We start from the raw sequence: 20,248 nt of genomic DNA, 5'->3' as shown, positions 1-20,248 counted from the left end.
CTCCTCTAATCCTTACTGAAAGGCATGCCCAAGAGTTCCAGGAGCTTCTTGCCTTCTTCAGGTGTGTTGGCGGTAGTTACAATACAAACTTCAAGACCGCGCGGTTTCTCAATCTTGTTAAAGTCAATCTCAGGAAAAACCGAATGGTCTTTAAAACCTAAAGTATAGTTGCCGTGTTCGTCAAAAGCGGTATTTGAAACACCCTGAAAATCACGTACCCGGGGCAGAGTAATGAAGAAGAGTTTATTCAGGAAATCATACATTCTCTGTCCGCGCAGGGTGACCTTTAAACCGATGGGCATACCGGCTCTCAGCTTAAAGTTAGCCACAGAACGCTTGGCACGGGTGATTACCGGGTGCTGGCCGGCTATAGCTACAATGTCCGCTTCCGCAGTTTCCAGTGCCTTGGAGTTGGACACAGCCTCACCTACACCGGTGTTTATAACTACTTTGACCAGCTTGGGCACCTGCATAATATTTTCGTACTTGAAAGCCTTCTGAAGTTCAGGTACGGCGTTAGTGTAACGTTCCTCTACCTTAAGCATTAGTCAATTACCTCATTGCAGGATTTGCAGTAGCGTACACTTTTACCGTCCGCCAGTTCCCGGCTGCCGATGCGAGCCGGTTTGTTGCATTTACTGCAAAGCAACATCAAATTTGAAACATGCAAAGGAGCTTCACGTTCAATAATCCCGGCCTGTTTGGCCTGACCCCTGGCACGCGAATGCCTTTTTATCATGTTCACGCCTTCCACCAGCACCCTGTCGGTGCGGGGAAAGGCATAACGAACCTTACCGGTTTTACCCTTGTCTTTACCGGCAATTACCAGCACGTTATCGTTTTTCTTCAGTCTCATCTAAGTACCTCTACAATACCTCAGGCGCCAGCGACAAAATCTTGGTGAATTTTTTATCACGAAGCTCGCGGGCCACCGGGCCAAAAATACGGGTGCCTTTGGGCTCCATTTTGTCATTCAGAATAACAGCAGCGTTATCATCAAACTTTATATAAGAGCCATCCGGGCGGGCATAAGGCTTGGTAATGCGTACCACAACGGCCTTTACCACAGTGCCGGATTTAGCCTGGGCATCAGGGCTGGATTTTTTTACCGCAGCTACTATAACATCACCAACTTTGGCCTGCAGCTTGCGGCTGCCACCCAAAACGTTGATGCACATTATTTTCTTAGCGCCGGTATTATCTGCTACGTTTAACCTGGTATACTGCTGAACCATCTCTTCTCTCCAGAACTATGCTTCCTGAGCCGCAACAATGTGGCCCTTGGTGATTATCCGGTTGAGCCGCCAGTATTTCCCCTTGGAGATGGGACGGCATTCAACTATTTCAATCATATCACCAATTTTAGCTTCGTTTTTTTCATCATGAACCAGATATTTCATAGTCCGGCGATAAGTCTTTTTGTAAAGGGGATGGCGCTTGGCAACATCAATACCCACTACAATGGTTTTTTCCATCTTATCGCTGATCACATGACCGATTCGGGTTTTATTTTTTTCCATATCAGTCCTACCTTATCTGCAGTTCGCGCTCACGCATTACGGTTAGAATGCGGGCAATATCATTTTTTACCCTGGGAAGCTCTCGGTGATTCACTAACTGCCTGGTAGAAAGCTTCAGTCTAAGCTCAAAAAGTTCCTTATGGGCATCTTCAAGCTTTTTCTTTATTTCAGTATCAGAAAGGCCGCGAATATCATTTATATTCATCTTATTCAGCCTCCGCTACTTCAGTTTCTTCTGCAGCCGCAGGTACATCCCGGGCTACAAACCGGGTCTTAACCGGCATTTTATAAGACGCAAGCCGCATAGCCTCTTTGGCAGCTTCGGGGGTTACCCCGCCGATTTCAAACATTATCCGGCCGCGCCTTACTACCGCTACCCATTCTTCCGGAGCACCTTTACCGCCACCCTGACGGGTTTCAGCCGGTTTCTTGGTAATGGGTTTATCAGGGAAAATCCGTATCCATACCTGCCCGCCGCGGCGGATATAACGGGTGATTGCCCGGCGTGTAGCCTCTATCTGGCGGGCGGTAATCCAGCCGGCCTCAAGAGACTGCAAAGCGAATTCACCAAAAGCAACTGTGTTGCCTTTATGGGCAGCCCCGTCACGACGCCCGCGCTGTACCTTTCTAAACTTAACACGCTTGGGTTGGAGCATATTATTCCTCTTCCTTGGTTATGTTCTCAGCCTTTTTGGCTGCGCGCTTCGGTTTTTCCTCAGCGGAAGCCTCAGCTTCGGCCTTTTTTGTAACCCTCTTGGGTTTGGCCACAGTATCAGCAACCTTGGTTTCGGCAACAGCGGCAGCAGGAGCATCAGCCATAACAGCAGCCATTTCCGTTACTTCGGGTTCAGATTGTTCTTTTGCTTCAGGCAGGATATCACCGCGGTATACCCATACCTTTATGCCTATATCTCCAAGGGCGGTGTGAGCCCTGGTGCAGCCGTAATCAATGTCAGCCCGAAGAGTATGCAAAGGAACACGCCCTTCGTGCATTACCTCACGCCGGGCAATTTCAACACCGCCCAAACGTCCTGAGGCACATACTTTAATACCCTTGGCACCAGCCTGCATGCTGCGGAAGATGGCCTGCTTCATGGCGCGCCGGTAAGCAACACGGCGTTCAATCTGCTCTGCCACACTCCGGGCAACCAGGAAGGCGTCAAGCTCAGCCTGAGATATTTCAACAATATTCAGCTGTACCTTTTTGCCGATAAGCTCCTCAAGGAAATGGCGCATTTCATCAACACGCTGACCGCCCCGTCCGATAACAATACCCGGCCGGGCTGTCCGGACAGAAACAGTCACCTTGTTGGACTGGCGCTCAATATCTACCTGAGAGATAGCGGCATCTACATACTTCTTGGCAATAGCCTTGCGAAGCTTAAGGTCTTCGGTGAGGCATTCGGCAAAACCCTTATCACTGGAATGCCATTTGGCACTCCAGTCTTTAATAATGCCAAGTCTAAACCCGATTGGATGAACTTTGCGTCCCATTAACCCTCCTAGTCAGCCACGACAACAGTTATATGGCTGGAGCGCTTTAATATTGGCGAAACCCGGCCTCTGGCCTGAGGACGCATCCGCTTAAGCATTCGCGCTTCATCTGCATAAATCTGTGATATTTTTAAGTCAGCCGGATTCATCTGGAAATTATTTTCCGCATTAGCCGCGGCTGATTTTATAACCTTGGAGACAACCTTGGCCGTAGGCGAGGTCATAAAGCGAAGCATGGTAATAGCTTCACTTACTTTCTTGCCGCGAACCATATCAACGCACAGCCTTACCTTGAGCGCTGAATATCCCGTGTCCTTTACTATTGCTTTTACTTCCATTTTATAACCTACCCTAACCGGTTAACTTCACTATTTTACCTGAGATACTTTTTCCGCTTTGGCATGACCGCGGAAATTTCTGGTGGTGGTAAACTCTCCCAGTCTGTGCCCGACCATGTTTTCGGTGATGTAGATGGGCACGTGGCGTCTGCCGTCATGCACACCCACATTCAAACCAACCATCAGCGGGGTGATAGTAGACCAGCGAGCCCAAGTCTTGATGATGGACTTCTGGTTGGTAGCACTGGCTACCTCTACCTTTTTCATAAGTTTAGGGCAAAGAGCCGGCCCTTTTTTAACGGAACGTGACATTATTCCTTACCCCCTCCGCTTCACAATAAGTTTGTCAGAGTATTTAGCCTTGCGGGTACGATAACCCAGAGCCGGTTTACCCCAGGGGGTTTTCGGCCCGGTCATACCGATAGGACTGCGGCACTCACCACCGCCATGGGGATGGTTGTTAGGTGACATGGCCGAACCTCTGACAGTCGGTCTCCAGCCCAGGTGGCGGTTGCGTCCGGCCTTACCTATTTCAAGAGTACCATGCTCTATATTGCCAATCTGGCCTACGGTAGCAGAGCAGTCACTCCGCACCTTGCGCATTTCACCGGAAGGTAAACGCACCAGAGCATAATCACCCTCTTTAGCCATCAGCTGAGCGGCAGCACCGGCACTGCGTACCATTATGCCGCCACGGCCTTTAATAAGCTCAATATTATGGATGAATGTACCGGTGGGTATGGCACTGAGGGGCAAAGCGTTACCGCTCTTGGGCTCAGCATTCTCACCCGCCATAATTACATCACCAATCTTCAAATCTGAAGGGGCTAAAATATAGCGTTTCTCACCGTCAGTGTAGAAGACCAGAGCTATACGGGCAGTCCGGTTAGGATCATACTCTATAGCCGCTATTCTTCCGGGCACATCCAGCTTATTACGTTTGAAATCTATAACGCGAATCTGTGTTTTGCTACCACCACCCCTATGGCGAACGGTTACGCGCCCCTGATTATTCCGGCCTGAATCATTCTTGACCGAAACCAGCAGCGCTTTTTCCGGCCGGCTCTTGGTAATTTCCTCAAAAGAGGAAACACTGTGATGCCGGCGGCCCGGGGAAGTAGGGCGATATATCTTTATTGCCACTTTATATCAACCACCCTTTCCTTGACTAAACACCCTCAAATAGAGTTATTTTATCACCCTCTTTGAGAGTGATGATGGCTTTACGCAACCCTGCGGTCTGGACCAGATTGCGCCCCATCCGCTTTTGCTTGCCCGGTATGTGAAGCATGTTTACATCTTCAACAGTTACATTAAAAGCCTGTTCCACTGCCAGCTTTACCATACGTTTGTTGGCACCTTTGGCTATTTCAAAAACGTATTTATTCTGGACAGCTTGAACACTGTTCTTTTCAGATATTAACGGTCGGCGCAATACTTCGTATAAATTCATTGTTCTTTCTCCTTAGCCTGAGCGCTGACCCCAGAGTTCTTCAACCTGACGTACCGCTTCTTCAGTCATAACCAGCTGCTTGTTCCTGAGCATATCAGATATATTCAGAAGATTAGCCGGAGTGGTTTTGACTGCCGGTATATTGCGGGCAGACTTTATAAAATTGGTATCAGGATTATCTACCGCTATAAGCGTGGGAGACATTACCTGAAGAGCCGCAAGTATCTTGGCCATATCTCTGGTCTTGGGTTCATCAAAGCTAAGCTGATCAACCACCTTCAGTTCGCCGCTTTCCAGTTTGAAGGACAGCACGCACCTGATGGCCTGACGGCGCATCTTTTTGGGCAAATCCTTGCTGAAGTCCCTGGGGCGGGGGCCAAAGGCTACGCCGCCATGCCGCCTGACGGGTGAACGGTTGGTACCCATACGGGCATTACCGGTACCCTTCTGGCGATATATCTTGCGGCTTGAACCCTGTACCTCACCTCTGGTCTTGGTGGACTGAGTACCCTGGCGGGCATTCGCCTGCTGGGCTACAAAGGCCTGATGAACCAGAGCTTCATTGAAGGGCACGCCAAAGACGTCTTCGCTGATGCTGATATTCTTAATGATTTCTCCGGATGCGTTATAAACAGGAATTTCCACGTTTATTTACCCGTTTTCTTAATTAATATTATTGTATTCTTGCCGCCGGGGATAGCACCCTTTACCATCAGCAGATTTTTCTCTGCATCAGTTTTGAGCACAACCAGATTGCGGATAGTCACCGCATCATTCCCCATGTGGCCTGCCATGCGCTTGCCCTTATAAATACGGCCGGGAGTGGTGGTGGAGCTGATGGAACCCGGAGCCCGGTGACGGTCAGACTGACCGTGGGTCTTGGGACCACCGGCAAAGTGCCAGCGTTTAACTACACCGGCAAAACCACGTCCTCTGGAGACGCCGCTGGCGTCTATCTTTTCGCCGTCCTTAAAGTCACTGACCGTAATCTGGTCACCAACATTAACCGCCGCAATATCATCCACGTCTACTTCGTGCAGCACTTTGAATTCACCGAATCCTCTGCACTGACCTTTGACAGCCGAAGTGATATGCTTGGCCTTGCCGTAACCCAACTGAACAGCCTCATAGCCGTCCTGTTTTTCGGTCTTGACCTGGACCACTACACACGGACCAGCTTCTACCAGAGTGACCGGCTGAGCCTTGCCGTCCTCCTGGAATATCTGGGTCATACCGATTTTTTTACCGATAATACCTTGAATCATATTCGTTCCTAAAGTTTAATATCTATGCTTACGCCAGCCGGGAGGTTCAGGTTGGTCAGGGCGTCAATGGTCTTGGATGTAGTTTCCACTATATCAATAAGACGTTTGTGAGTCCTGATTTCAAACTGCTCCTGTGAATCCTTATCAATGAAGGATGAGCGTATGACGCTGTAACGCTGGATACGGGTAGGCAGAGGAACCGGCCCAGATATAGTAGCCCCTGTCCGTTCCAGAGCCTCTACAATCTGCAGCGCAGACTGGTCAAGTATCTTGTGGTCAAAGCCCTTTAGTTTTATCCTGATTTTTTGTTTAGTCATACAATATCACCCTAACCAGTATACTTATTTCTTGCCGGCGGCTTCAACGACCTGATTGGCCAATTCACCCGGCATTTCACGGTAAGATTCAAACTCCATAGAGAAAGTTGCCCGTCCCTTGGTTACTGACCGAAGGTCAGTAGTATAACCGAAGCTTTCAGCCAGCGGCACATTGCCAGTGATAACCGTAGTCTCCGGGTTAGGCTCAACCGAGATAATCTGGCCGCGGCGTGAGTTAAAGTCACCGATAACATCACCCATGTATTCTTCGGGGGTAACCGCTTCCAGTTTCATAATAGGCTCAAGGAGTATAGGCTTGGCCTTGGCAACAGCGGCCTTGATAGCCATGGAGCCGGCCATTTTAAACGCATTTTCGTTAGAGTCTACATCATGGTAGCTGCCGTCAACAGCGGTTACCTTTACGTCAACCATGGGGTAACCGGCATATACGCCCGTCTCCAGGGTTTCCCTGATACCGGCTTCGGCCGCCATCAGGAAGTTACGGGGTACAGCACCGCCCTTAACATTATCGACGAATTCATAACCGGCACCGCGTTCACGGGGCTCAACCTCAATGGTAACATCGCCATACTGACCGCGGCCGCCGGACTGGCGGACAAACTTGCCCTGAGCCTTGGCATGGGCGGTAATAGCTTCCCGATATGCAACGCGGGGTTTACCCACGCTGGCATTAACCTTGAACTCAGACAGCAAACGGCTGACCAGTACGTCCAGGTGAAGCTCACCCATACCGTATATAACCGTCTGGCCGGTTTCATCATCAAACTTAACCTTGAAAGTAGGATCTTCCTCAGCCAGTTTCTGGAGACCTTCGGTCATTTTATCCTGATCAGAACGGGTCTTAGGCTCAATGGCCAGATTGATAACCGGCTCAGGGAATTTTATGCTTTCAAGCAAGATAGGCGCACTCTGGTCACACAAAGTGTCACCGGTAAAGGTATTGCGAAGGCCTAAACTGGCCACAATTTCGCCCGCATCAGCATATTCTATCTCTTCGCGGTCATTGGCATGCATGCGGATAAGGCGGCCGATACGTTCCCGTTCGCCGCGGGTGCTGTTATACACACCCGAACCGGCTGAAACATTGCCGGAATAAATGCGGAAATACACCAAACGTCCCACAAAGGGGTCAGATACAATCTTGAAAGCCAGAGCCGAAAACGGCTCGGTGTCGCTGGCATGGCGTTCCATAGGTTCACCGGTTTTAGGGGCAGTCCCCTTGATAGCCGGGATATCCACAGGAGAAGGCAGATAGTCACAGACCGCATCCAGCAGCCTTTTTACACCCTTGTTACGAAGTGAAGTGCCGCAGAATATGGGGATGGCCTTGTTAGCCAGACATACCCGGCGGATAGCGGCTTTCAGCTTTTCTACCGGCAGTTCTTCACCTGCCAGATAGGCTTCCATGACCTCGTCATCTTCTTCGGCCAGGCGTTCTATCATTGTATTGCGGAATTTTACTGCCCGTTCTTTGTCAGCATCGGGCAAATCAAATGTCTCAGCGGGTTCTTCAGGGCTGTTATCCATACCGTAACACTGGAAGTCAAGCAGGTCACAGCTGCCGCGGAAGGTTTCAGCACAACCAATGGGTATCTGAAGGGGCAGGCACTTAGCCTTGAGGCGCTGGGTAATCATACCCAAAGTACGCTCGTAGTTAGCACCGGTGCGGTCCATCTTATTAATGAAACAAATGCGGGGTACACCGTAGCGGCTGGCCTGACGCCAGACTGTTTCAGACTGGGCTTCAACACCGGCTACACCATCAAATACCACCACACCGCCGTCAAGCACCCGCAGACTGCGCTCTACTTCTACCGTAAAGTCAACATGTCCGGGAGTATCAATAACATTAAGGTGATGCCCGTTCCAGTAAGCAGAAGTGGCGGCAGAAGTAATGGTGATACCTCTGGCCTTTTCCTGCTCCATCCAGTCCATTACGGTAGTACCCTCGTCAATATTGCCGATTTTATGGGTACGTTTGGTAAGGTAAAGGATACGCTCGGTAGTAGTCGTCTTTCCGGCGTCTATGTGGGCAATGATACCTATATTCCGAACCCTCTCCAGAGGGTATTTCCTGTCGCTCATATTATCTAAAATCTGGCTAACCCGTCAGGGCTATCCAATTCCCCCTATTTTCTCTCTACCACCTGTAATGGGCGAAAGCACGGTTGGCCTCGGCCATCTTGTGGGTCTCTTCCCTTTTCTTAACAGCAGCACCCTGCTCGCGTGAGGCTTCCAGCATCTCAGCCGCCAGCCGTTCGGCCATGGACTTGCCGGTCCGCTTGCGGGCAGCTTTGATAATCCAGCGCATAGCCATAGTCTGGGCGCGGTCAGGGCGAACCTCAATAGGCACCTGATAAGTAGCACCGCCTACACGGCGGGGTTTAACTTCAATAAAAGGAGTGGCATTTTTGAGACCCTGCTCAAACACAGCCAAACCTTCTTTATTTTCCTGTTTACCCATTATGTCAATTGCATCATAAACAATCCTCTGGGCGGTGGCCTTCTGGCCGTGCATCATAAGCTTGTTTATAAAATTGGAAAGCATCAGGCTGTTATACCTGGAATCCGGGGCAACTGCTCTTTTAAATTTTCGTGCTCTTCTAGGCATATCTTATCTCCGGTTATTTCTTCTTGGCAGGAGCGGCTTTGCCCTTTTTGGCGCCGTATCTGCTGCGGCCCTGCTGCCGATTTGCCACACCTGCGGTATCAAGGGTACCGCGAATGATGTGATAACGAACACCCGGTAAGTCAGGAACGCGGCCGCCACGTATCAGAACCACAGAGTGTTCCTGAAGGTTATGGCCTTCACCGGGGATATATGCGGTAACTTCCATATGGTTGCTCAGCCTTACTCTGGCAATCTTGCGCAAAGCCGAATTCGGCTTTTTGGGGGTAGTAGTCTTTACCTGGGTGCAGACGCCCCTCTTCTGGGGGGAACCGTCACCGAAGGCTACCTTGTTGCGCAGAGAATTGAAACTGTAATGCAGCGCAGGTGCTTTGTACTTCTTGGCCGCACTTGAGCGCCCTTTTCTTACTAGCTGATTAACCGTTGGCATAATGTACCTTCCTGTTAACAATTGCTGTTTTAATAAATTTCCCGTTTTCAATCAATAAGGATGAGCCAGGCCCATCCTTAAAACCCATAAGTCGACCATAACGGATATGGTCAAACCTGAAATCTAACCACAAACAGAAAGTTAGTCTAGCACAGCAATATATGGATGTCAACTCCACCCATCACTGAAAACCCGCTGGTTTAAAGCTGGGGGTATCCCCCGTCTGCCTCAGGGCACTTATCCGCTGCCCGACCGATAACAACCACCAGGAAAAAAGACCCCATATAATAGCACTAAATAGTTTTCTTGACAAACCCTTTTCAGCTATGCTATTGTCATGCAGGTATGTTAAACGTTAAATCCTTTAAGAACTATTATTACTTTACCAAGACAAGTTTGCTTGGGAGATAACGTTTTACTAAAAAATCAATAACCACCAGTTAGTAAGTTAGAAATCCTCCCAGGCAACGGGAGGATTTTTGATTTATACGGGTATAAAAAGCAAAGGAGAAAGCAAACAATGATTATCATGAAAAAAGATGCCACCCCGGAAGAACTAGAAAACGTAATTGCCGAAGTTCGCCGCTGCGGTCTCAAGACCGACATCTCAAAGGGAGAGTTCCGGACTATTATCGGCCTGATAGGAGATGAAAAATCAATCCCGTTTGCTTACTTTTCCAGCTTGCCCGGCGTCAAGGAAGCCCGTATGGTAGAAACCCCTTACAAGCTTATCAGCCGCGAGTACTCAAACCTGTGGCAGGCTGAGGGGCTGACCCGTGAAATAAAAGTAAAAGATATAACTATCGGCGGGGACGAGCCGGTCTTCATTGCCGGGCCTTGTGCGGTGGAAAGCAAGGAAGCCCTGATGAAGATAGCCGAAGGGGCAAAGATGGCTGGTGCCCAGATACTCAGAGGCGGCGTTTACAAACCCCGTTCATCCGTCCACTCTTTCCAGGGGCTGGGCTCTGCCGGCAAGGATGAAGCCACCGAAGCCCTGTCCTGGCTGAAAGAGGCCGGTGAACGCTTTGAGATGGCGGTAATGACCGAGATACGGGGTGAATCCCAGGCGGATTTGGTTGCCGAATATGTAGATATACTCCAGGTGGGTTCACGCAATATGTATGACCAGGACCTGCTGGCCACAGTGGCCAGAAAAGGCAAACCGGTGATGTACAAACGCCACTTCGGGGCCAGTATGGAAGAATTCCTTTCTTTTGCCGAATATATAGCCGCAGAGGGAAATAAGGATATAATATTATGCGAAAGAGGCATAGTGCCGGTGGGCAAAGGCAAAAACTTCACCCGCTACAACCTGGATTTGGCAGCCGTGCCGGTAGCCCTGAAGGAAACCTATTTGCCCATAATGGTTGACCCCAGCCATGCCACAGGGCGGCGTGACCTGATATACAGCATGAGCTGTGCCGCCATGGCCGCCGGGGCTAACGGACTGATGATTGAGGTACATACCAACCCGGCAGAGGCTCTGGTGGATGCTTCGCAGATGATTACTCCGCCGGAACTGAAAGAGCTTATAAATACCTGCCGCCAGATAAACAAACTGGTGAAAAAACACTAATATATATAAGGAAAGAACCTTGAAAAGTATAGGGCTTAATCTAAGCGGGCGTGAATACAAAATACTCATAGGAAGTGATTTGCTGGCTGAAACAGCAGACCTGCTTAAGCAGGTCATACCCTGTGACCGGGTAGTGGTCATAACCAATATAGATATAAACAGGCTTTACGGCAAAAAGCTGAAAAAGCACCTTGAGTCAAAGGGCATAGGCAGCCTGTTTCTGGAACTGCCTGAGGGCGAAATACATAAATCACTGGATATGGCTTCCCATATCTATCCTCAGCTGATAAACCACTTTGCCGAAAGGAATACCCCCATACTGGCTTTGGGCGGCGGGGTCATAGGCGACCTGAGCGGGTTTGTGGCGGCCACCTACCAGCGGGGCGTTCCGCTGGTACACCTGCCTACCAGTTTGCTGTCACAGGTAGATTCCAGTATCGGCGGCAAAGTGGCAGTCAACCACGGCGGAATCAAAAATATTGTGGGCAGTTTTTATCAGCCGAAGCTGGTTATTTCAGATATAAGCTGCCTGAAAACCCTGCCCGAAAAAGAATTTGCCTGCGGCATGGCGGAAATAATAAAGAGTGCGGCTATTGGTAGCAGCGAACTGTTCAAGCAGCTTGAGACAAATACCCCGGCTATCAAAGACCGCTCTCCGGAGATAATGGAAGATATAATAAGCCAGACTGCCGCCATCAAAGCCGGTATAGTCTGCCAGGACGAAACTGACCGCGGCATCAGAAACATACTTAACTTCGGGCATACCCTGGGGCATGCTTTGGAAAGCACTTCCTCTTTCAGCCAGAGCCACGGGGCAGCGGTAGCTATAGGTATGTGTTTTGCCTCAAGGCTTTCGGTAAAACTGGGTTTATGTGAAAATGAGACTGTACTGCGGCTGGAAAAACTGATAGCTGATTTCGGTCTGCCCACCCGCCCCCAGGATATAGACCCCGAAAAAATTATAGATGCCATGCACCATGATAAAAAGGTATCAGACGGGCGTATCCGTTTTATTCTCCTGAAAAGGCCGGGAGAACCTTTGATAGCTGAAAACATTTTAAGGGCAGATGTCATTTCCATACTGGAGGAGATGAAATGAAAACCCCGCCCGTCTGCTGCGTAATCACCCGGCTGCCGGAGGCCGAAAGCCTGAAAAAAAGCGAAGGTGCGGCCTTTTATGAACTAAGGCTGGACCTGCTGGGTGAAAGCTGGCGGGAAGCTGCGGCTATGCTTGATAAACCATTTATGGCCACCTGCCGCAGGTCTGCCGAAGGGGGCAGTTTTAACGGCAGCGAAGAAGAGCGGATAGGGCTGCTTGAAAAAGCCGCCGCGTCCGGTGCATTTATGCTGGATATTGAGTACTCCACCCCCCATCTGGGTGAAGTACTTAAGCGGCTCCGCCCGCAATCAAAGTGTCTGGTGTCCCACCATAATTTTACTGACACTCCCTCCGCCGGTGATTTGAAGACACTGGTAAAGGATATGCTCAACTACCCGGCGGATATATATAAGGTAATTACCACTGCTACCTCAATAAATGATAATATAAAGCTGCTTAATCTGATAAAGGAGATACCGGATAAAAAGATTGTCGCTTTTGCTATGGGGAATCTGGGCATTCTGAGCCGCATACTCTGCCCGCTGGCCGGAAGCCCTTTTACCTACGCCAGCCTGAATGACGGCAATCAGTCAGCATCAGGTCAGATGACCCTGGCGCAGATGATTGAAATCTACCGGTCAGTGAACTATGAAAACCATACCTGATGCATTATTCGGGCTTATTGGTTTCCCGGTAAGTCACTCCGTCTCACCTGCCATGCAGAATGCAGCCTTTAAACACTGCAAGCTGGATTACCTGTATCTGACCATTGCGGCCAAACCTGAGGAACTGCAAAACGTAATTGCCAGTATGGGTCCTTTAAATATACGCGGCTTAAATGTGACCATACCCCATAAAATAGAAGTCATAAAGTATATTGACAGCCTTGACCCGGCCGCCGAAAAGATAGGTGCGGTAAATACCATTGTGAATGAAAACGGCCGGCTGAAGGGGTATAACACCGACTTCGGCGGTTTTGTGCGCTTGCTGGAGCATAACCGTATAGCCCCCGCCCAGCAGCGTTTTACCCTGCTGGGGGCAGGAGGCAGCGCCCATGCTATTGCCCTGGCTGTTTGCAATCTGGGCGGACACCTGACTGTACTTGCCCGCCAGGAGGAAAAAGCCAAAGATTTGGCTGGTAAAATGTATCTGCGTCTCAGCGGCAAAACCCAGGGGCTGGAACTGAACGATACAAATCTGGAAAAAGCCTTAGCCGATACTGATGTTATCGTGAACTGCACGCCGGTGGGCATGGGAAATCTGGCGGGCCAGAGCCTTGTACCCCCCCGCCTCCTCCGCCCTGACCTGACCGTCATAGATGCTATTTATAATCCCTGCAAAACCCGCCTGCTGGAAGATGCCGAAAAGAGAGGCGCCAGAATAATAAACGGGCTGGAAATGCTGGTCTGGCAGGGGGCTATGTCATTTGAAATCTGGACAAACCAGAAAGCCCCTTTCCGGTTAATGATGAAAGAAGCAGAGCTGGCCTTAGATGAAAATAAAAAATAATATTGCCCTGATAGGCTTTATGGGTGCCGGCAAAAGCAGTGTATCCAAACTGCTTTCTGAAAAGCTGGGGAAAACGCTGGTCAGTACAGATGCCTGCATAGAAACACGCGAAGGCTTAAGCATAATCAGCATATTCAAAGAAAAAGGCGAAGACTATTTCCGCCAGATGGAAAGCCGGGTACTGGAAGACCTCTGCCGGCAATCAGGCCAGATTATAGACTGCGGCGGCGGTATAGTCATGCGCCCCCCTAATCTCAGCCTTATGCGTCTAAACTGTCTGGTAATCTATCTGGAAAGCCGGCCTGAAGATTTGGAGGCCCGCTTGAAAAACCATACCAACCGCCCTTTGTACAATGCCGAACGATTGGATAAAATGTTAAAATTGCTGGAAAGCCGGCTGCCTTTATACCGGGCGGCAGCTGATATTACTATTTCCACCCATAACAAATCATGCCATGAAGTCTGCGAAGAAATAGAAGACAAACTGAGGGAATATGAAAATACGTCTGGATAAAAGCCTGCCCGGCGGAGAAATTGCCGTGCCGTCTTCAAAAAGCTACACCATACGCGGCTTAATAGCGGCTGCCCAGGCAAACGGCCAAAGCCGCATTATAAGCCCGCTGGCTGCAGACGATACCCTGGCAAGCAGACAGGTTCTTTTGGGGCTGGGCATAGATATAAATACTGATGCAGAGGCTGAAAGCTGGCAGCTTACCGGCAACACCTTTAAAAAACCCACCGGCAACCTCTTCTGCCGCGAATCTGCCGCCACCCTGCGCTTTATGTCAGCTGTATGTGCCAGACTGCCCTTTGAGTGCCGCCTGCTGGCAGGGCATTCCCTTATGAGACGCCCTATGCTGCCCCTTATTCAAGCCCTGCACCAGCTTGGCATAGAAATAGAAACCCGCGGCAATACCACCGTCATCAAGGGCGGTGAGATAACCCGTTCAAAGGTCAGCCTGCCCGGCAATATAAGTTCCCAATATGTTTCGGCCCTTATGCTTATGGCGCCTGCCTGTAAAAGCGGGCTGGAAATTCATCTGGCCACCCCGCCGGCTTCACTGCCCTATTTGAAAATGACCAAACAAACGCTGGAAAGCTTTGGTATAAAAGCCTATACATCTATAGACTGGCAGGAAATAAGTATCCCCCCTCAACCCTACCTGCCCGCCAGATACCGGGTAGAGGGAGACTGGTCTTCGGCCTCCAGCTTTCTGGCACTGGGGGCTATTGCAGCCCCGCTGTTTATATCCAACCTGGATACAGAAAGTTTTCAGGCTGACCGCATAATGATAAAATTCCTCAGTGAGATGGGAGCGGAAGTAGAAAGCGGACAAAACTGGGTAAAGGTAAGCCCCAAACCGCTCACCGCCATACAGGCAGACCTTACCCACTCTATAGACCTTCTGCCCGCTCTGGCCATAACCGCTGCCTGTGCCAAAGGACAAAGTATTTTAAGCGGAGTCCGTCAGGCACGTATTAAAGAATCTAACCGTATCCGGGCGGTAAGCCAGGGGCTGAGCGCCATGGGGATAAACGTTACCGAAGAAGATGACCGCCTGATTATAGAAGGCGGAATGCCCAGAGGCGCGGAGATTGACAGCTTGGGAGACCACCGCATTGCCATGGCTTTCGGCGCACTGGGTGCAATTACCGGGGAAACCTGTATTTCAGAGGCTGAGTGTGTATCCAAGACTTATCCTGATTTCTGGCAGAAACTGGAAAGCCTCGGCGGAAAGGTAATAAAAGATGTCTAACAGTCTGGGAAAACTGTTTCAGATTACCAGTTTCGGTGAAAGCCACGGAGACTGCGTGGGAGTAGTTATTGACGGCGTGCCGGCAGGTCTGGCCATAAATGTAGATGAAATCCAGGCGGAAGTAGACAAACGTAAATCCAGAGCCAAAGCCCATGCTACCCCCCGCTGCGAAGATGACCGGATAGAAATTTTTTCCGGGATACTCAACAACTTCACCACCGGCGCACCTATCTGCCTGGTTATCTGGAATAAAAATATAGACTCAAGCGAATATGAACGCACCCGCAGTAAAATCAGGCCGGGGCATGCGGATTTTACCGGTTTTGTAAAATACGGCGGGTTCAATGATTTCCGGGGCGGAGGGCGTTTCTCCGGGCGGATTACCGCCGGACACGTTATGGCCGGGGCTATTGCCCGCAAACTTATCTCCACTATCGGTATTGAGGTGATTGGCTATACCGCCGAACTGGGCGGCATAGTGGCTAAACTGCCCAAAACCAAAGATATCCGCCAGAATATCAGCCAAAGTGATGTAAACTGCCCTGACCTTACAGCCACCAAGAAAATGCTGGCGCTTATCCAGCAAGCCGCCGAGGAGGGTGACAGTCTGGGCGGGGTGGTAGAGTGCTTAGGGCTTAATCTGCCGGTTGGTCTGGGAGAGCCGGTGTTTGATACTCTGGAAGGCGAACTGGCCAAAGCCATGTTTGCCATTCCGGCGGTAAAAGGGGTGGAATTCGGGGCAGGTTTTGAAGCTTCACGCCTGCGCGGTTCAAAAAACAACGACCCTTTTAGTATTCAGGCTAACCACATACGCACCACCAGCAACAACTGCGGCGGTGTACTGGGCGGAATCTCAGACGGTATGCCGCTTCAGTTCAGGGTGGCCGTAAAACCCACTCCCTCCATATCTTTATCCCAGCCTACCGTAAATATTGATACCATGACTAATACCAGCCTGGAAATACGCGGCCGCCATGATACCTGCATTGTACCCAGGGCAGTTTCCGTAGTGGAAGCTATGACCTGTATAGTGCTGGCTGATCTGGCGCTGAGAGCCGGAATGATACCGAGGGTAATAAAACAATGAACCTTTCAGACCTGCGCAAACAGATAGATGAGCTGGATGCCGAGCTGGTCAAGCTGATGGCAAAGAGGCTTGAGGTATCCGACCAGATAGGCAAAGTCAAAGAAGAAACTAACTCCCCTGTTCAGGACCTCTCACGTGAATCAGAGGTTTTAAACAGGGTTCAGTCACTGGCCCGGTCTCTGGGTCTTGACCCGCAGGATATTGAATCCCTGTACCAGGAAATACTGTTTATATCCAAGAAACAGCAGCGGTTCACCGTAGCCTTTCAGGGAGCGGCCGGTGCCTACAGTGAGGAAACTGCCCTGAAAATATTCGGCCCCAACACCCTCGCCCTGCCTTACGAACAGCTGGACGGGGCTTTTGAAGCAGTGGAAAAAGGAATGGCCCGCTTTGCGGTAGTGCCGGTGGAAAACTCACTTGAGGGCTCTATTTCCCGCACCTATGACCTGCTACTTGATTCCAACCTTATGGTTGCCGCCGAACATGAGCTAAGGGTTTCCCACTGTCTGATAGCCAACCCCGAAACCACCCTGGAAGGGGTAAAAACCATTTATTCCCACCCCCAGGCACTGGGGCAATGCCAGTCATTTTTAAAACACCTGCGGGCAGAGCTGATACCGGCCTACGATACCGCCGGCAGTGTCAAAATGATTAAAGAAAAACACCTTTTAGACGGGGCGGCCATCGCCTCCGAAAGAGCGGCCGTAATTTATAATATGAAAGTGCTGGAACGGGAAATAGAGGATAATATAAACAACTACACCCGTTTCTTCGTCCTTGCCAAGCAGGATTCCGCACCCAGCGGCAATGATAAAACTTCAGTGGTTTTCGCCGTCAAACATGAGGCCGGGGCTCTGTATGACTTTATAAAGGAACTGGCCTCCCGCAAGATAAATATGACCAAGCTGGAATCCCGTCCCACCCGCCTTAAACCCTGGGAGTACAACTTTTACCTGGATATAGAAGGCCACCGCCAGGACGAAAACATTAAACAGGCGCTGGCAAAAGCCGAAGACCATGTTATATTTATGAAAGTGCTTGGGTCTTACCCCAAAATGAAAAAACGAATATGAAAATAGGCATACTGGGCGGCAGCGGCAAGATGGGACAGTGGTTCAGCCGCTTCCTTACGGAAAACGGACATCAGGTTTGGCTTTGGGGGCGAAACCCCTCCAAACTTGCACCCGTAGCCAGCCGCTTAGGCTCTCAGGTGATTACCCAGCCTGACCAGCTGACCGAAATGGACTGTCTGGTGATATCCGTACCTATTGACGCATTTGAAGACACCCTGAAGGAAATTGCCCCGTTTACCAGACCGGAGCAGCTGGTTTTTGACCTGTGTTCGGTAAAAGAACGCCCGGTGGAGCTGATGCACCAGTATTTGCCCCACTGCCGCACACTGGGCACCCACCCGGTATTCGGGCCGGGGGCAGAATCACTTAAAGGCTATAACTTTATCCTGACACCCACTACCGGAGCAGAAACTGAACTTGCCGAAAAGATAAAGACCTGGCTGGAAAAACACGGCAGCACTGTCAGCCTAATTAGCCCGGAAGGGCATGACCGGCTGATGTCAGTGGTGCTGGGGCTGGCTCATTTTATAGCCATAGTGTCAGCTGATACCCTGCTGGGGCAGAACCTGCCCGGTATAGCCGGTGCCAGCGGCACTACTTTCCGCCTGCTGGACACCCTGACCAAGAGCGTTTTAACCGAAGACCCGAATCTGTATGCCTCACTCCAGGTAAATATGCCAAAGCTGCCAGGACTGGAAGCCGATTTTATAAAGAGAGCAACCGGATGGGCTGAACTGGTAAAAAACGGAGACAAAATCGGGTTTGCCCACCGTATGCAAGCCATTAAAGATAAGCTTGCCCAAACAGAGCCCGGGTTTGAAAAAGCCTATCAGGACATGTATCACTTAAAACAGCCCTGATAAATGCACTCCGTACAGAATATGATTTGAACTTTCGGTATTTTATGGTATTCTATATACTTAGTATTTGATTTTGAACCTGCAGGAGCATTATGAAAGTTGGCCCTATAGAAATACTCTTGATAGGCGGCCTGATAGCTATTGTCTGGGCAGTCAGCAAATTCGGCAAGCTAGGCAAAAAGTCAGATACCACTGAAGATGACAAACCCAAGCCGGTTCGGACCGCTCCCAAAGCGCCCCCCCGCAGCCATGTATCATACCGCTTGCAGTACTTGGGTATTATTGTATTATTCATTGGCCTCCTTCTGGGTGCCATTACGTTCCTGCTGGTAAAACAGCTGGCCTACGGAATTGTCTGGGGTGCAGCCATTGCCTGTGTCGGCCTTTTGCTGCTGTTTTTCTCCAGGCGCAGGTAAACTTTCCTCTGTTTGACACCCGCACTTAGGGTTGTTACACTCATTTTGTCTTTATTTAAGGATTTTCTGTTATGTACAAAAAGATTGGCATTATATATCACCCCTTAAATCCGGCTGCCTGTGAGCTGGCTGTCAGGCTGGCCACCAAGCTGGACTCACTGGGGATTGAAAACTGGTCTGACTCTGCCTGGCAGGCAGACAAGCTGGCCTCCAAAATACAAAACACCCAGCTTATTGTGACTACCGGCGGTGACGGCACTATTTTACGTACCGCCCATGCCATTTTGCCCCACGAGATACCCATTTTAAGTATAAACCTGGGCAAAGTGGGCTTTATGACCGAACTTTCACCTGAAGAGGCTCTTTTGGGGCTGGAAAAGGTACTGGCCGGTAATGGCTGGATAGATGAACGCAGCCTGCTTGAAGCAGAGTATCTGCCCCACAACTCAGCACCCGCCCGCCAGTTTTTTATTATGAATGACGCTGTAGTAGCCCGCGGGCAGATTGCCCGGGTTATCTGCGTTTCGGTAGATATAAACTCACATCCGTTTACTACCTATAAAGCTGACGGGGCTATTGTTTCCACCGCCACCGGCAGCACCGGCTATTCGTATGCTGCCGGAGGGCCTGTCCTCCAGCCAAACTCAGCTGATATTATTCTTACCCCTATTCTTCCCCACTTGGGGCGAGGCTACAGTCTGGTACTTCCGGCAGACAGTACTATAGATTTAAAGGTAAATACCTGGCACGAAGCCACCCTGAGTATAGACGGCTTTATCAATATGCCGGTATCAAGCGGAGATATCCTTCGTCTCAGGCGAAGTGCAAAGAAGATAAAATTCATAAGGCTGAGGCCGGATAATTATTTCTACAAAGAGCTTGATACCAAACTGAAAGGTAATAACGAAAGTGTATACGATAGATAAAGCCACCATAAAAGACGCCACCACTATTCACAAGCTGGTAAACAACTTTGCCGACCATGGCCAGATGCTGGCCCGCTCTCTGGCTGAAATATATGAAAATCTGCGGGATTTTTATGTAATCCGGGGTGATAACGGTGAGGTAATTGCCTGTGCCGCCCTGCATATCAGCTGGGCAGATTTGGCGGAGGTAAAATCTCTGGCTGTTTCCGAAGAACGCCACCGTCAGGGGCTGGGTGAAATGGTGGTCAAAGCCTGTCTGGAAGATGCCAAATCCCTGCAGATACCCACCGTATTTTGCCTGACCTATAAACCGGCTTTCTTTGCAAAATGCGGCTTCCGCCAGGTGGAAAAAAATGCCTTGCCCCACAAAATATGGGGGGAATGCTACCGATGCCCCAAATTCCCCAACTGTGATGAAACTGCTATGATGCTATCCCTAACCGAAGCAAATCCCGCCTAAACTCAGGAGATCTGTAAC

29 protein-coding genes are annotated in these 20,248 nt (G+C 50.0%); 12 read left to right on the top strand and 17 right to left on the bottom strand.

Translation table 11 applies throughout. From position 1 onward, the window contains the following. Positions 1–5 precede the first annotated feature (5 nt). From rplE to rpsL, 17 genes are read right to left on the bottom strand one after another with little or no spacing between them, the layout of a single operon-like run. Complete coding sequence (gene rplE, locus ACE6F3_RS04685) at positions 6–545, bottom strand: 50S ribosomal protein L5 (protein WP_010936263.1); 540 nt, start codon at positions 543–545, stop codon at positions 6–8. Then, complete coding sequence (gene rplX, locus ACE6F3_RS04680; RefSeq protein ID WP_010936262.1) at positions 545–856, bottom strand: 50S ribosomal protein L24; 312 nt, start codon at positions 854–856, stop codon at positions 545–547. The genes rplE and rplX overlap by 1 nt, the downstream gene beginning before the upstream one ends. Before the next feature lie 10 nt (positions 857–866). Beyond that, positions 867–1,235, bottom strand: coding sequence for a 50S ribosomal protein L14 (gene rplN, locus ACE6F3_RS04675; protein WP_010936261.1), 369 nt, complete (start codon positions 1,233–1,235; stop codon positions 867–869). Positions 1,236–1,250: 15 nt separating this feature from the next. Further along, positions 1,251–1,520, bottom strand: coding sequence for a 30S ribosomal protein S17 (gene rpsQ, locus ACE6F3_RS04670; protein ID WP_041341436.1), 270 nt, complete (start codon positions 1,518–1,520; stop codon positions 1,251–1,253). 7 nt (positions 1,521–1,527) lie between these two features. Continuing rightward, a complete protein-coding gene (rpmC, locus tag ACE6F3_RS04665) occupies positions 1,528–1,725 on the bottom strand; it encodes a 50S ribosomal protein L29 (RefSeq protein WP_010936259.1) in 198 nt (65 codons plus the stop codon). 1 nt (position 1,726) lies between these two features. Continuing rightward, positions 1,727–2,176, bottom strand: coding sequence for a 50S ribosomal protein L16 (gene rplP, locus ACE6F3_RS04660; RefSeq protein ID WP_010936258.1), 450 nt, complete (start codon positions 2,174–2,176; stop codon positions 1,727–1,729). Between the two features lies 1 nt (position 2,177). Next, positions 2,178–3,014 (bottom strand): 30S ribosomal protein S3, encoded by an 837-nt coding sequence (rpsC, locus tag ACE6F3_RS04655; RefSeq protein WP_392654544.1) that lies wholly within the window; start codon positions 3,012–3,014, stop codon positions 2,178–2,180. A gap of 8 nt (positions 3,015–3,022) precedes the next feature. Continuing rightward, positions 3,023–3,352 (bottom strand): 50S ribosomal protein L22, encoded by a 330-nt coding sequence (gene rplV, locus ACE6F3_RS04650; protein WP_010936256.1) that lies wholly within the window; start codon positions 3,350–3,352, stop codon positions 3,023–3,025. A gap of 30 nt (positions 3,353–3,382) precedes the next feature. Next, positions 3,383–3,664, bottom strand: a complete 282-nt coding sequence (gene rpsS, locus ACE6F3_RS04645) for a 30S ribosomal protein S19 (RefSeq protein WP_010936255.1) — start codon at positions 3,662–3,664, stop codon at positions 3,383–3,385. 6 nt (positions 3,665–3,670) lie between these two features. Next, positions 3,671–4,495, bottom strand: coding sequence for a 50S ribosomal protein L2 (gene rplB / locus ACE6F3_RS04640; RefSeq protein ID WP_010936254.1), 825 nt, complete (start codon positions 4,493–4,495; stop codon positions 3,671–3,673). 25 nt (positions 4,496–4,520) lie between these two features. Beyond that, a complete protein-coding gene (gene rplW, locus ACE6F3_RS04635) occupies positions 4,521–4,805 on the bottom strand; it encodes a 50S ribosomal protein L23 (protein ID WP_010936253.1) in 285 nt (94 codons plus the stop codon). 12 nt (positions 4,806–4,817) lie between these two features. Then, positions 4,818–5,450 (bottom strand): 50S ribosomal protein L4, encoded by a 633-nt coding sequence (gene rplD / locus ACE6F3_RS04630; RefSeq protein ID WP_041341432.1) that lies wholly within the window; start codon positions 5,448–5,450, stop codon positions 4,818–4,820. Between the two features lie 2 nt (positions 5,451–5,452). Beyond that, complete coding sequence (rplC, locus tag ACE6F3_RS04625) at positions 5,453–6,070, bottom strand: 50S ribosomal protein L3 (RefSeq protein WP_324665405.1); 618 nt, start codon at positions 6,068–6,070, stop codon at positions 5,453–5,455. An 8-nt stretch (positions 6,071–6,078) separates the two neighbouring features. Beyond that, complete coding sequence (gene rpsJ, locus ACE6F3_RS04620; RefSeq protein WP_010936250.1) at positions 6,079–6,387, bottom strand: 30S ribosomal protein S10; 309 nt, start codon at positions 6,385–6,387, stop codon at positions 6,079–6,081. Between the two features lie 24 nt (positions 6,388–6,411). Then, on the bottom strand, positions 6,412–8,493 hold the full coding sequence (fusA, locus tag ACE6F3_RS04615; protein WP_041341429.1) for an elongation factor G: 2,082 nt from the start codon (positions 8,491–8,493) through the stop codon (positions 6,412–6,414). Positions 8,494–8,548: 55 nt separating this feature from the next. Further along, positions 8,549–9,019: a 30S ribosomal protein S7 gene (rpsG, locus tag ACE6F3_RS04610; RefSeq protein ID WP_012881741.1), complete on the bottom strand. Its 471-nt coding sequence runs from the start codon at positions 9,017–9,019 to the stop codon at positions 8,549–8,551. A gap of 13 nt (positions 9,020–9,032) precedes the next feature. Further along, entirely contained in the window at positions 9,033–9,467 is a 435-nt protein-coding gene (rpsL, locus tag ACE6F3_RS04605; RefSeq protein WP_010936247.1) for a 30S ribosomal protein S12, read from the bottom strand. A 520-nt stretch (positions 9,468–9,987) separates the two neighbouring features. Between rpsL and aroF the strand changes: the two genes are divergently transcribed. The 12 genes from aroF to ACE6F3_RS04545 all read left to right on the top strand — a co-directional run bounded on the left by aroF (position 9,988) and on the right by ACE6F3_RS04545 (position 20,230). After that, the gene (aroF, locus tag ACE6F3_RS04600) at positions 9,988–11,043 is read left to right on the top strand and encodes a 3-deoxy-7-phosphoheptulonate synthase (protein WP_010936245.1); all 1,056 of its coding nucleotides are present in this window, start codon (positions 9,988–9,990) and stop codon (positions 11,041–11,043) included. Between the two features lie 19 nt (positions 11,044–11,062). Further along, complete coding sequence (aroB, locus tag ACE6F3_RS04595; protein WP_324665409.1) at positions 11,063–12,142, top strand: 3-dehydroquinate synthase; 1,080 nt, start codon at positions 11,063–11,065, stop codon at positions 12,140–12,142. After that, a complete protein-coding gene (gene aroD, locus ACE6F3_RS04590) occupies positions 12,139–12,807 on the top strand; it encodes a type I 3-dehydroquinate dehydratase (protein WP_324665411.1) in 669 nt (222 codons plus the stop codon). The genes aroB and aroD overlap by 4 nt, the downstream gene beginning before the upstream one ends. Next, a complete protein-coding gene (locus ACE6F3_RS04585) occupies positions 12,791–13,651 on the top strand; it encodes a shikimate dehydrogenase (protein ID WP_324665413.1) in 861 nt (286 codons plus the stop codon). Before aroD ends, ACE6F3_RS04585 begins: the two co-directional genes overlap by 17 nt. Beyond that, positions 13,635–14,165, top strand: a complete 531-nt coding sequence (locus ACE6F3_RS04580) for a shikimate kinase (RefSeq protein ID WP_041341415.1) — start codon at positions 13,635–13,637, stop codon at positions 14,163–14,165. Before ACE6F3_RS04585 ends, ACE6F3_RS04580 begins: the two co-directional genes overlap by 17 nt. Further along, entirely contained in the window at positions 14,146–15,408 is a 1,263-nt protein-coding gene (gene aroA, locus ACE6F3_RS04575) for a 3-phosphoshikimate 1-carboxyvinyltransferase (RefSeq protein WP_324665415.1), read from the top strand. The genes ACE6F3_RS04580 and aroA overlap by 20 nt, the downstream gene beginning before the upstream one ends. Continuing rightward, entirely contained in the window at positions 15,401–16,495 is a 1,095-nt protein-coding gene (aroC, locus tag ACE6F3_RS04570; protein ID WP_041341411.1) for a chorismate synthase, read from the top strand. The genes aroA and aroC overlap by 8 nt, the downstream gene beginning before the upstream one ends. After that, positions 16,492–17,568: a prephenate dehydratase gene (gene pheA / locus ACE6F3_RS04565; RefSeq protein ID WP_041341409.1), complete on the top strand. Its 1,077-nt coding sequence runs from the start codon at positions 16,492–16,494 to the stop codon at positions 17,566–17,568. Before aroC ends, pheA begins: the two co-directional genes overlap by 4 nt. Next, a complete protein-coding gene (locus tag ACE6F3_RS04560) occupies positions 17,565–18,428 on the top strand; it encodes a prephenate dehydrogenase (protein ID WP_324665418.1) in 864 nt (287 codons plus the stop codon). Before pheA ends, ACE6F3_RS04560 begins: the two co-directional genes overlap by 4 nt. A 92-nt stretch (positions 18,429–18,520) precedes the next feature. Next, a complete protein-coding gene (locus ACE6F3_RS04555; protein WP_010936236.1) occupies positions 18,521–18,844 on the top strand; it encodes a hypothetical protein in 324 nt (107 codons plus the stop codon). Positions 18,845–18,915: 71 nt separating this feature from the next. Then, entirely contained in the window at positions 18,916–19,770 is an 855-nt protein-coding gene (locus tag ACE6F3_RS04550) for an NAD(+)/NADH kinase (RefSeq protein WP_392654538.1), read from the top strand. Next, positions 19,754–20,230: an N-acetyltransferase gene (locus tag ACE6F3_RS04545; protein ID WP_324665422.1), complete on the top strand. Its 477-nt coding sequence runs from the start codon at positions 19,754–19,756 to the stop codon at positions 20,228–20,230. The genes ACE6F3_RS04550 and ACE6F3_RS04545 overlap by 17 nt, the downstream gene beginning before the upstream one ends. The last annotated feature ends 18 nt before the right edge of the window (positions 20,231–20,248 follow it).

This window comes from Dehalococcoides sp. THU4, assembly GCF_043231265.1.
Lineage (GTDB): Bacteria > Chloroflexota > Dehalococcoidia > Dehalococcoidales > Dehalococcoidaceae > Dehalococcoides > Dehalococcoides mccartyi.
This window is presented reverse-complemented; position numbering and strand designations above follow the sequence as displayed.

Bases quoted from the DNA above. Each gene is read 5' to 3' on its own strand.
- rplE (WP_010936263.1), bottom strand. From the start codon at position 545: ATGCTTAAGGTAGAGGAACGTTACACTAACGCCGTACCTGAACTTCAG.
- rplX (WP_010936262.1), bottom strand. From the start codon at position 856: ATGAGACTGAAGAAAAACGATAACGTGCTGGTAATTGCCGGTAAAGAC.
- rplN (WP_010936261.1), bottom strand. From the start codon at position 1,235: ATGGTTCAGCAGTATACCAGGTTAAACGTAGCAGATAATACCGGCGCT.
- rpsQ (WP_041341436.1), bottom strand. From the start codon at position 1,520: ATGGAAAAAAATAAAACCCGAATCGGTCATGTGATCAGCGATAAGATG.
- rpmC (WP_010936259.1), bottom strand. From the start codon at position 1,725: ATGAATATAAATGATATTCGCGGCCTTTCTGATACTGAAATAAAGAAA.
- rplP (WP_010936258.1), bottom strand. From the start codon at position 2,176: ATGCTCCAACCCAAGCGTGTTAAGTTTAGAAAGGTACAGCGCGGGCGT.
- rpsC (WP_392654544.1), bottom strand. From the start codon at position 3,014: ATGGGACGCAAAGTTCATCCAATCGGGTTTAGACTTGGCATTATTAAA.
- rplV (WP_010936256.1), bottom strand. From the start codon at position 3,352: ATGGAAGTAAAAGCAATAGTAAAGGACACGGGATATTCAGCGCTCAAG.
- rpsS (WP_010936255.1), bottom strand. From the start codon at position 3,664: ATGTCACGTTCCGTTAAAAAAGGGCCGGCTCTTTGCCCTAAACTTATG.
- rplW (WP_010936253.1), bottom strand. From the start codon at position 4,805: ATGAATTTATACGAAGTATTGCGCCGACCGTTAATATCTGAAAAGAAC.
- rplC (WP_324665405.1), bottom strand. From the start codon at position 6,070: ATGATTCAAGGTATTATCGGTAAAAAAATCGGTATGACCCAGATATTC.
- rpsJ (WP_010936250.1), bottom strand. From the start codon at position 6,387: ATGACTAAACAAAAAATCAGGATAAAACTAAAGGGCTTTGACCACAAG.
- fusA (WP_041341429.1), bottom strand. From the start codon at position 8,493: ATGAGCGACAGGAAATACCCTCTGGAGAGGGTTCGGAATATAGGTATC.
- rpsG (WP_012881741.1), bottom strand. From the start codon at position 9,019: ATGCCTAGAAGAGCACGAAAATTTAAAAGAGCAGTTGCCCCGGATTCC.
- rpsL (WP_010936247.1), bottom strand. From the start codon at position 9,467: ATGCCAACGGTTAATCAGCTAGTAAGAAAAGGGCGCTCAAGTGCGGCC.
- aroF (WP_010936245.1), top strand. From the start codon at position 9,988: ATGATTATCATGAAAAAAGATGCCACCCCGGAAGAACTAGAAAACGTA.
- aroD (WP_324665411.1), top strand. From the start codon at position 12,139: ATGAAAACCCCGCCCGTCTGCTGCGTAATCACCCGGCTGCCGGAGGCC.
- ACE6F3_RS04585 (WP_324665413.1), top strand. From the start codon at position 12,791: ATGAAAACCATACCTGATGCATTATTCGGGCTTATTGGTTTCCCGGTA.
- ACE6F3_RS04580 (WP_041341415.1), top strand. From the start codon at position 13,635: ATGAAAATAAAAAATAATATTGCCCTGATAGGCTTTATGGGTGCCGGC.
- aroA (WP_324665415.1), top strand. From the start codon at position 14,146: ATGAAAATACGTCTGGATAAAAGCCTGCCCGGCGGAGAAATTGCCGTG.
- aroC (WP_041341411.1), top strand. From the start codon at position 15,401: ATGTCTAACAGTCTGGGAAAACTGTTTCAGATTACCAGTTTCGGTGAA.
- pheA (WP_041341409.1), top strand. From the start codon at position 16,492: ATGAACCTTTCAGACCTGCGCAAACAGATAGATGAGCTGGATGCCGAG.
- ACE6F3_RS04560 (WP_324665418.1), top strand. From the start codon at position 17,565: ATGAAAATAGGCATACTGGGCGGCAGCGGCAAGATGGGACAGTGGTTC.
- ACE6F3_RS04555 (WP_010936236.1), top strand. From the start codon at position 18,521: ATGAAAGTTGGCCCTATAGAAATACTCTTGATAGGCGGCCTGATAGCT.
- ACE6F3_RS04550 (WP_392654538.1), top strand. From the start codon at position 18,916: ATGTACAAAAAGATTGGCATTATATATCACCCCTTAAATCCGGCTGCC.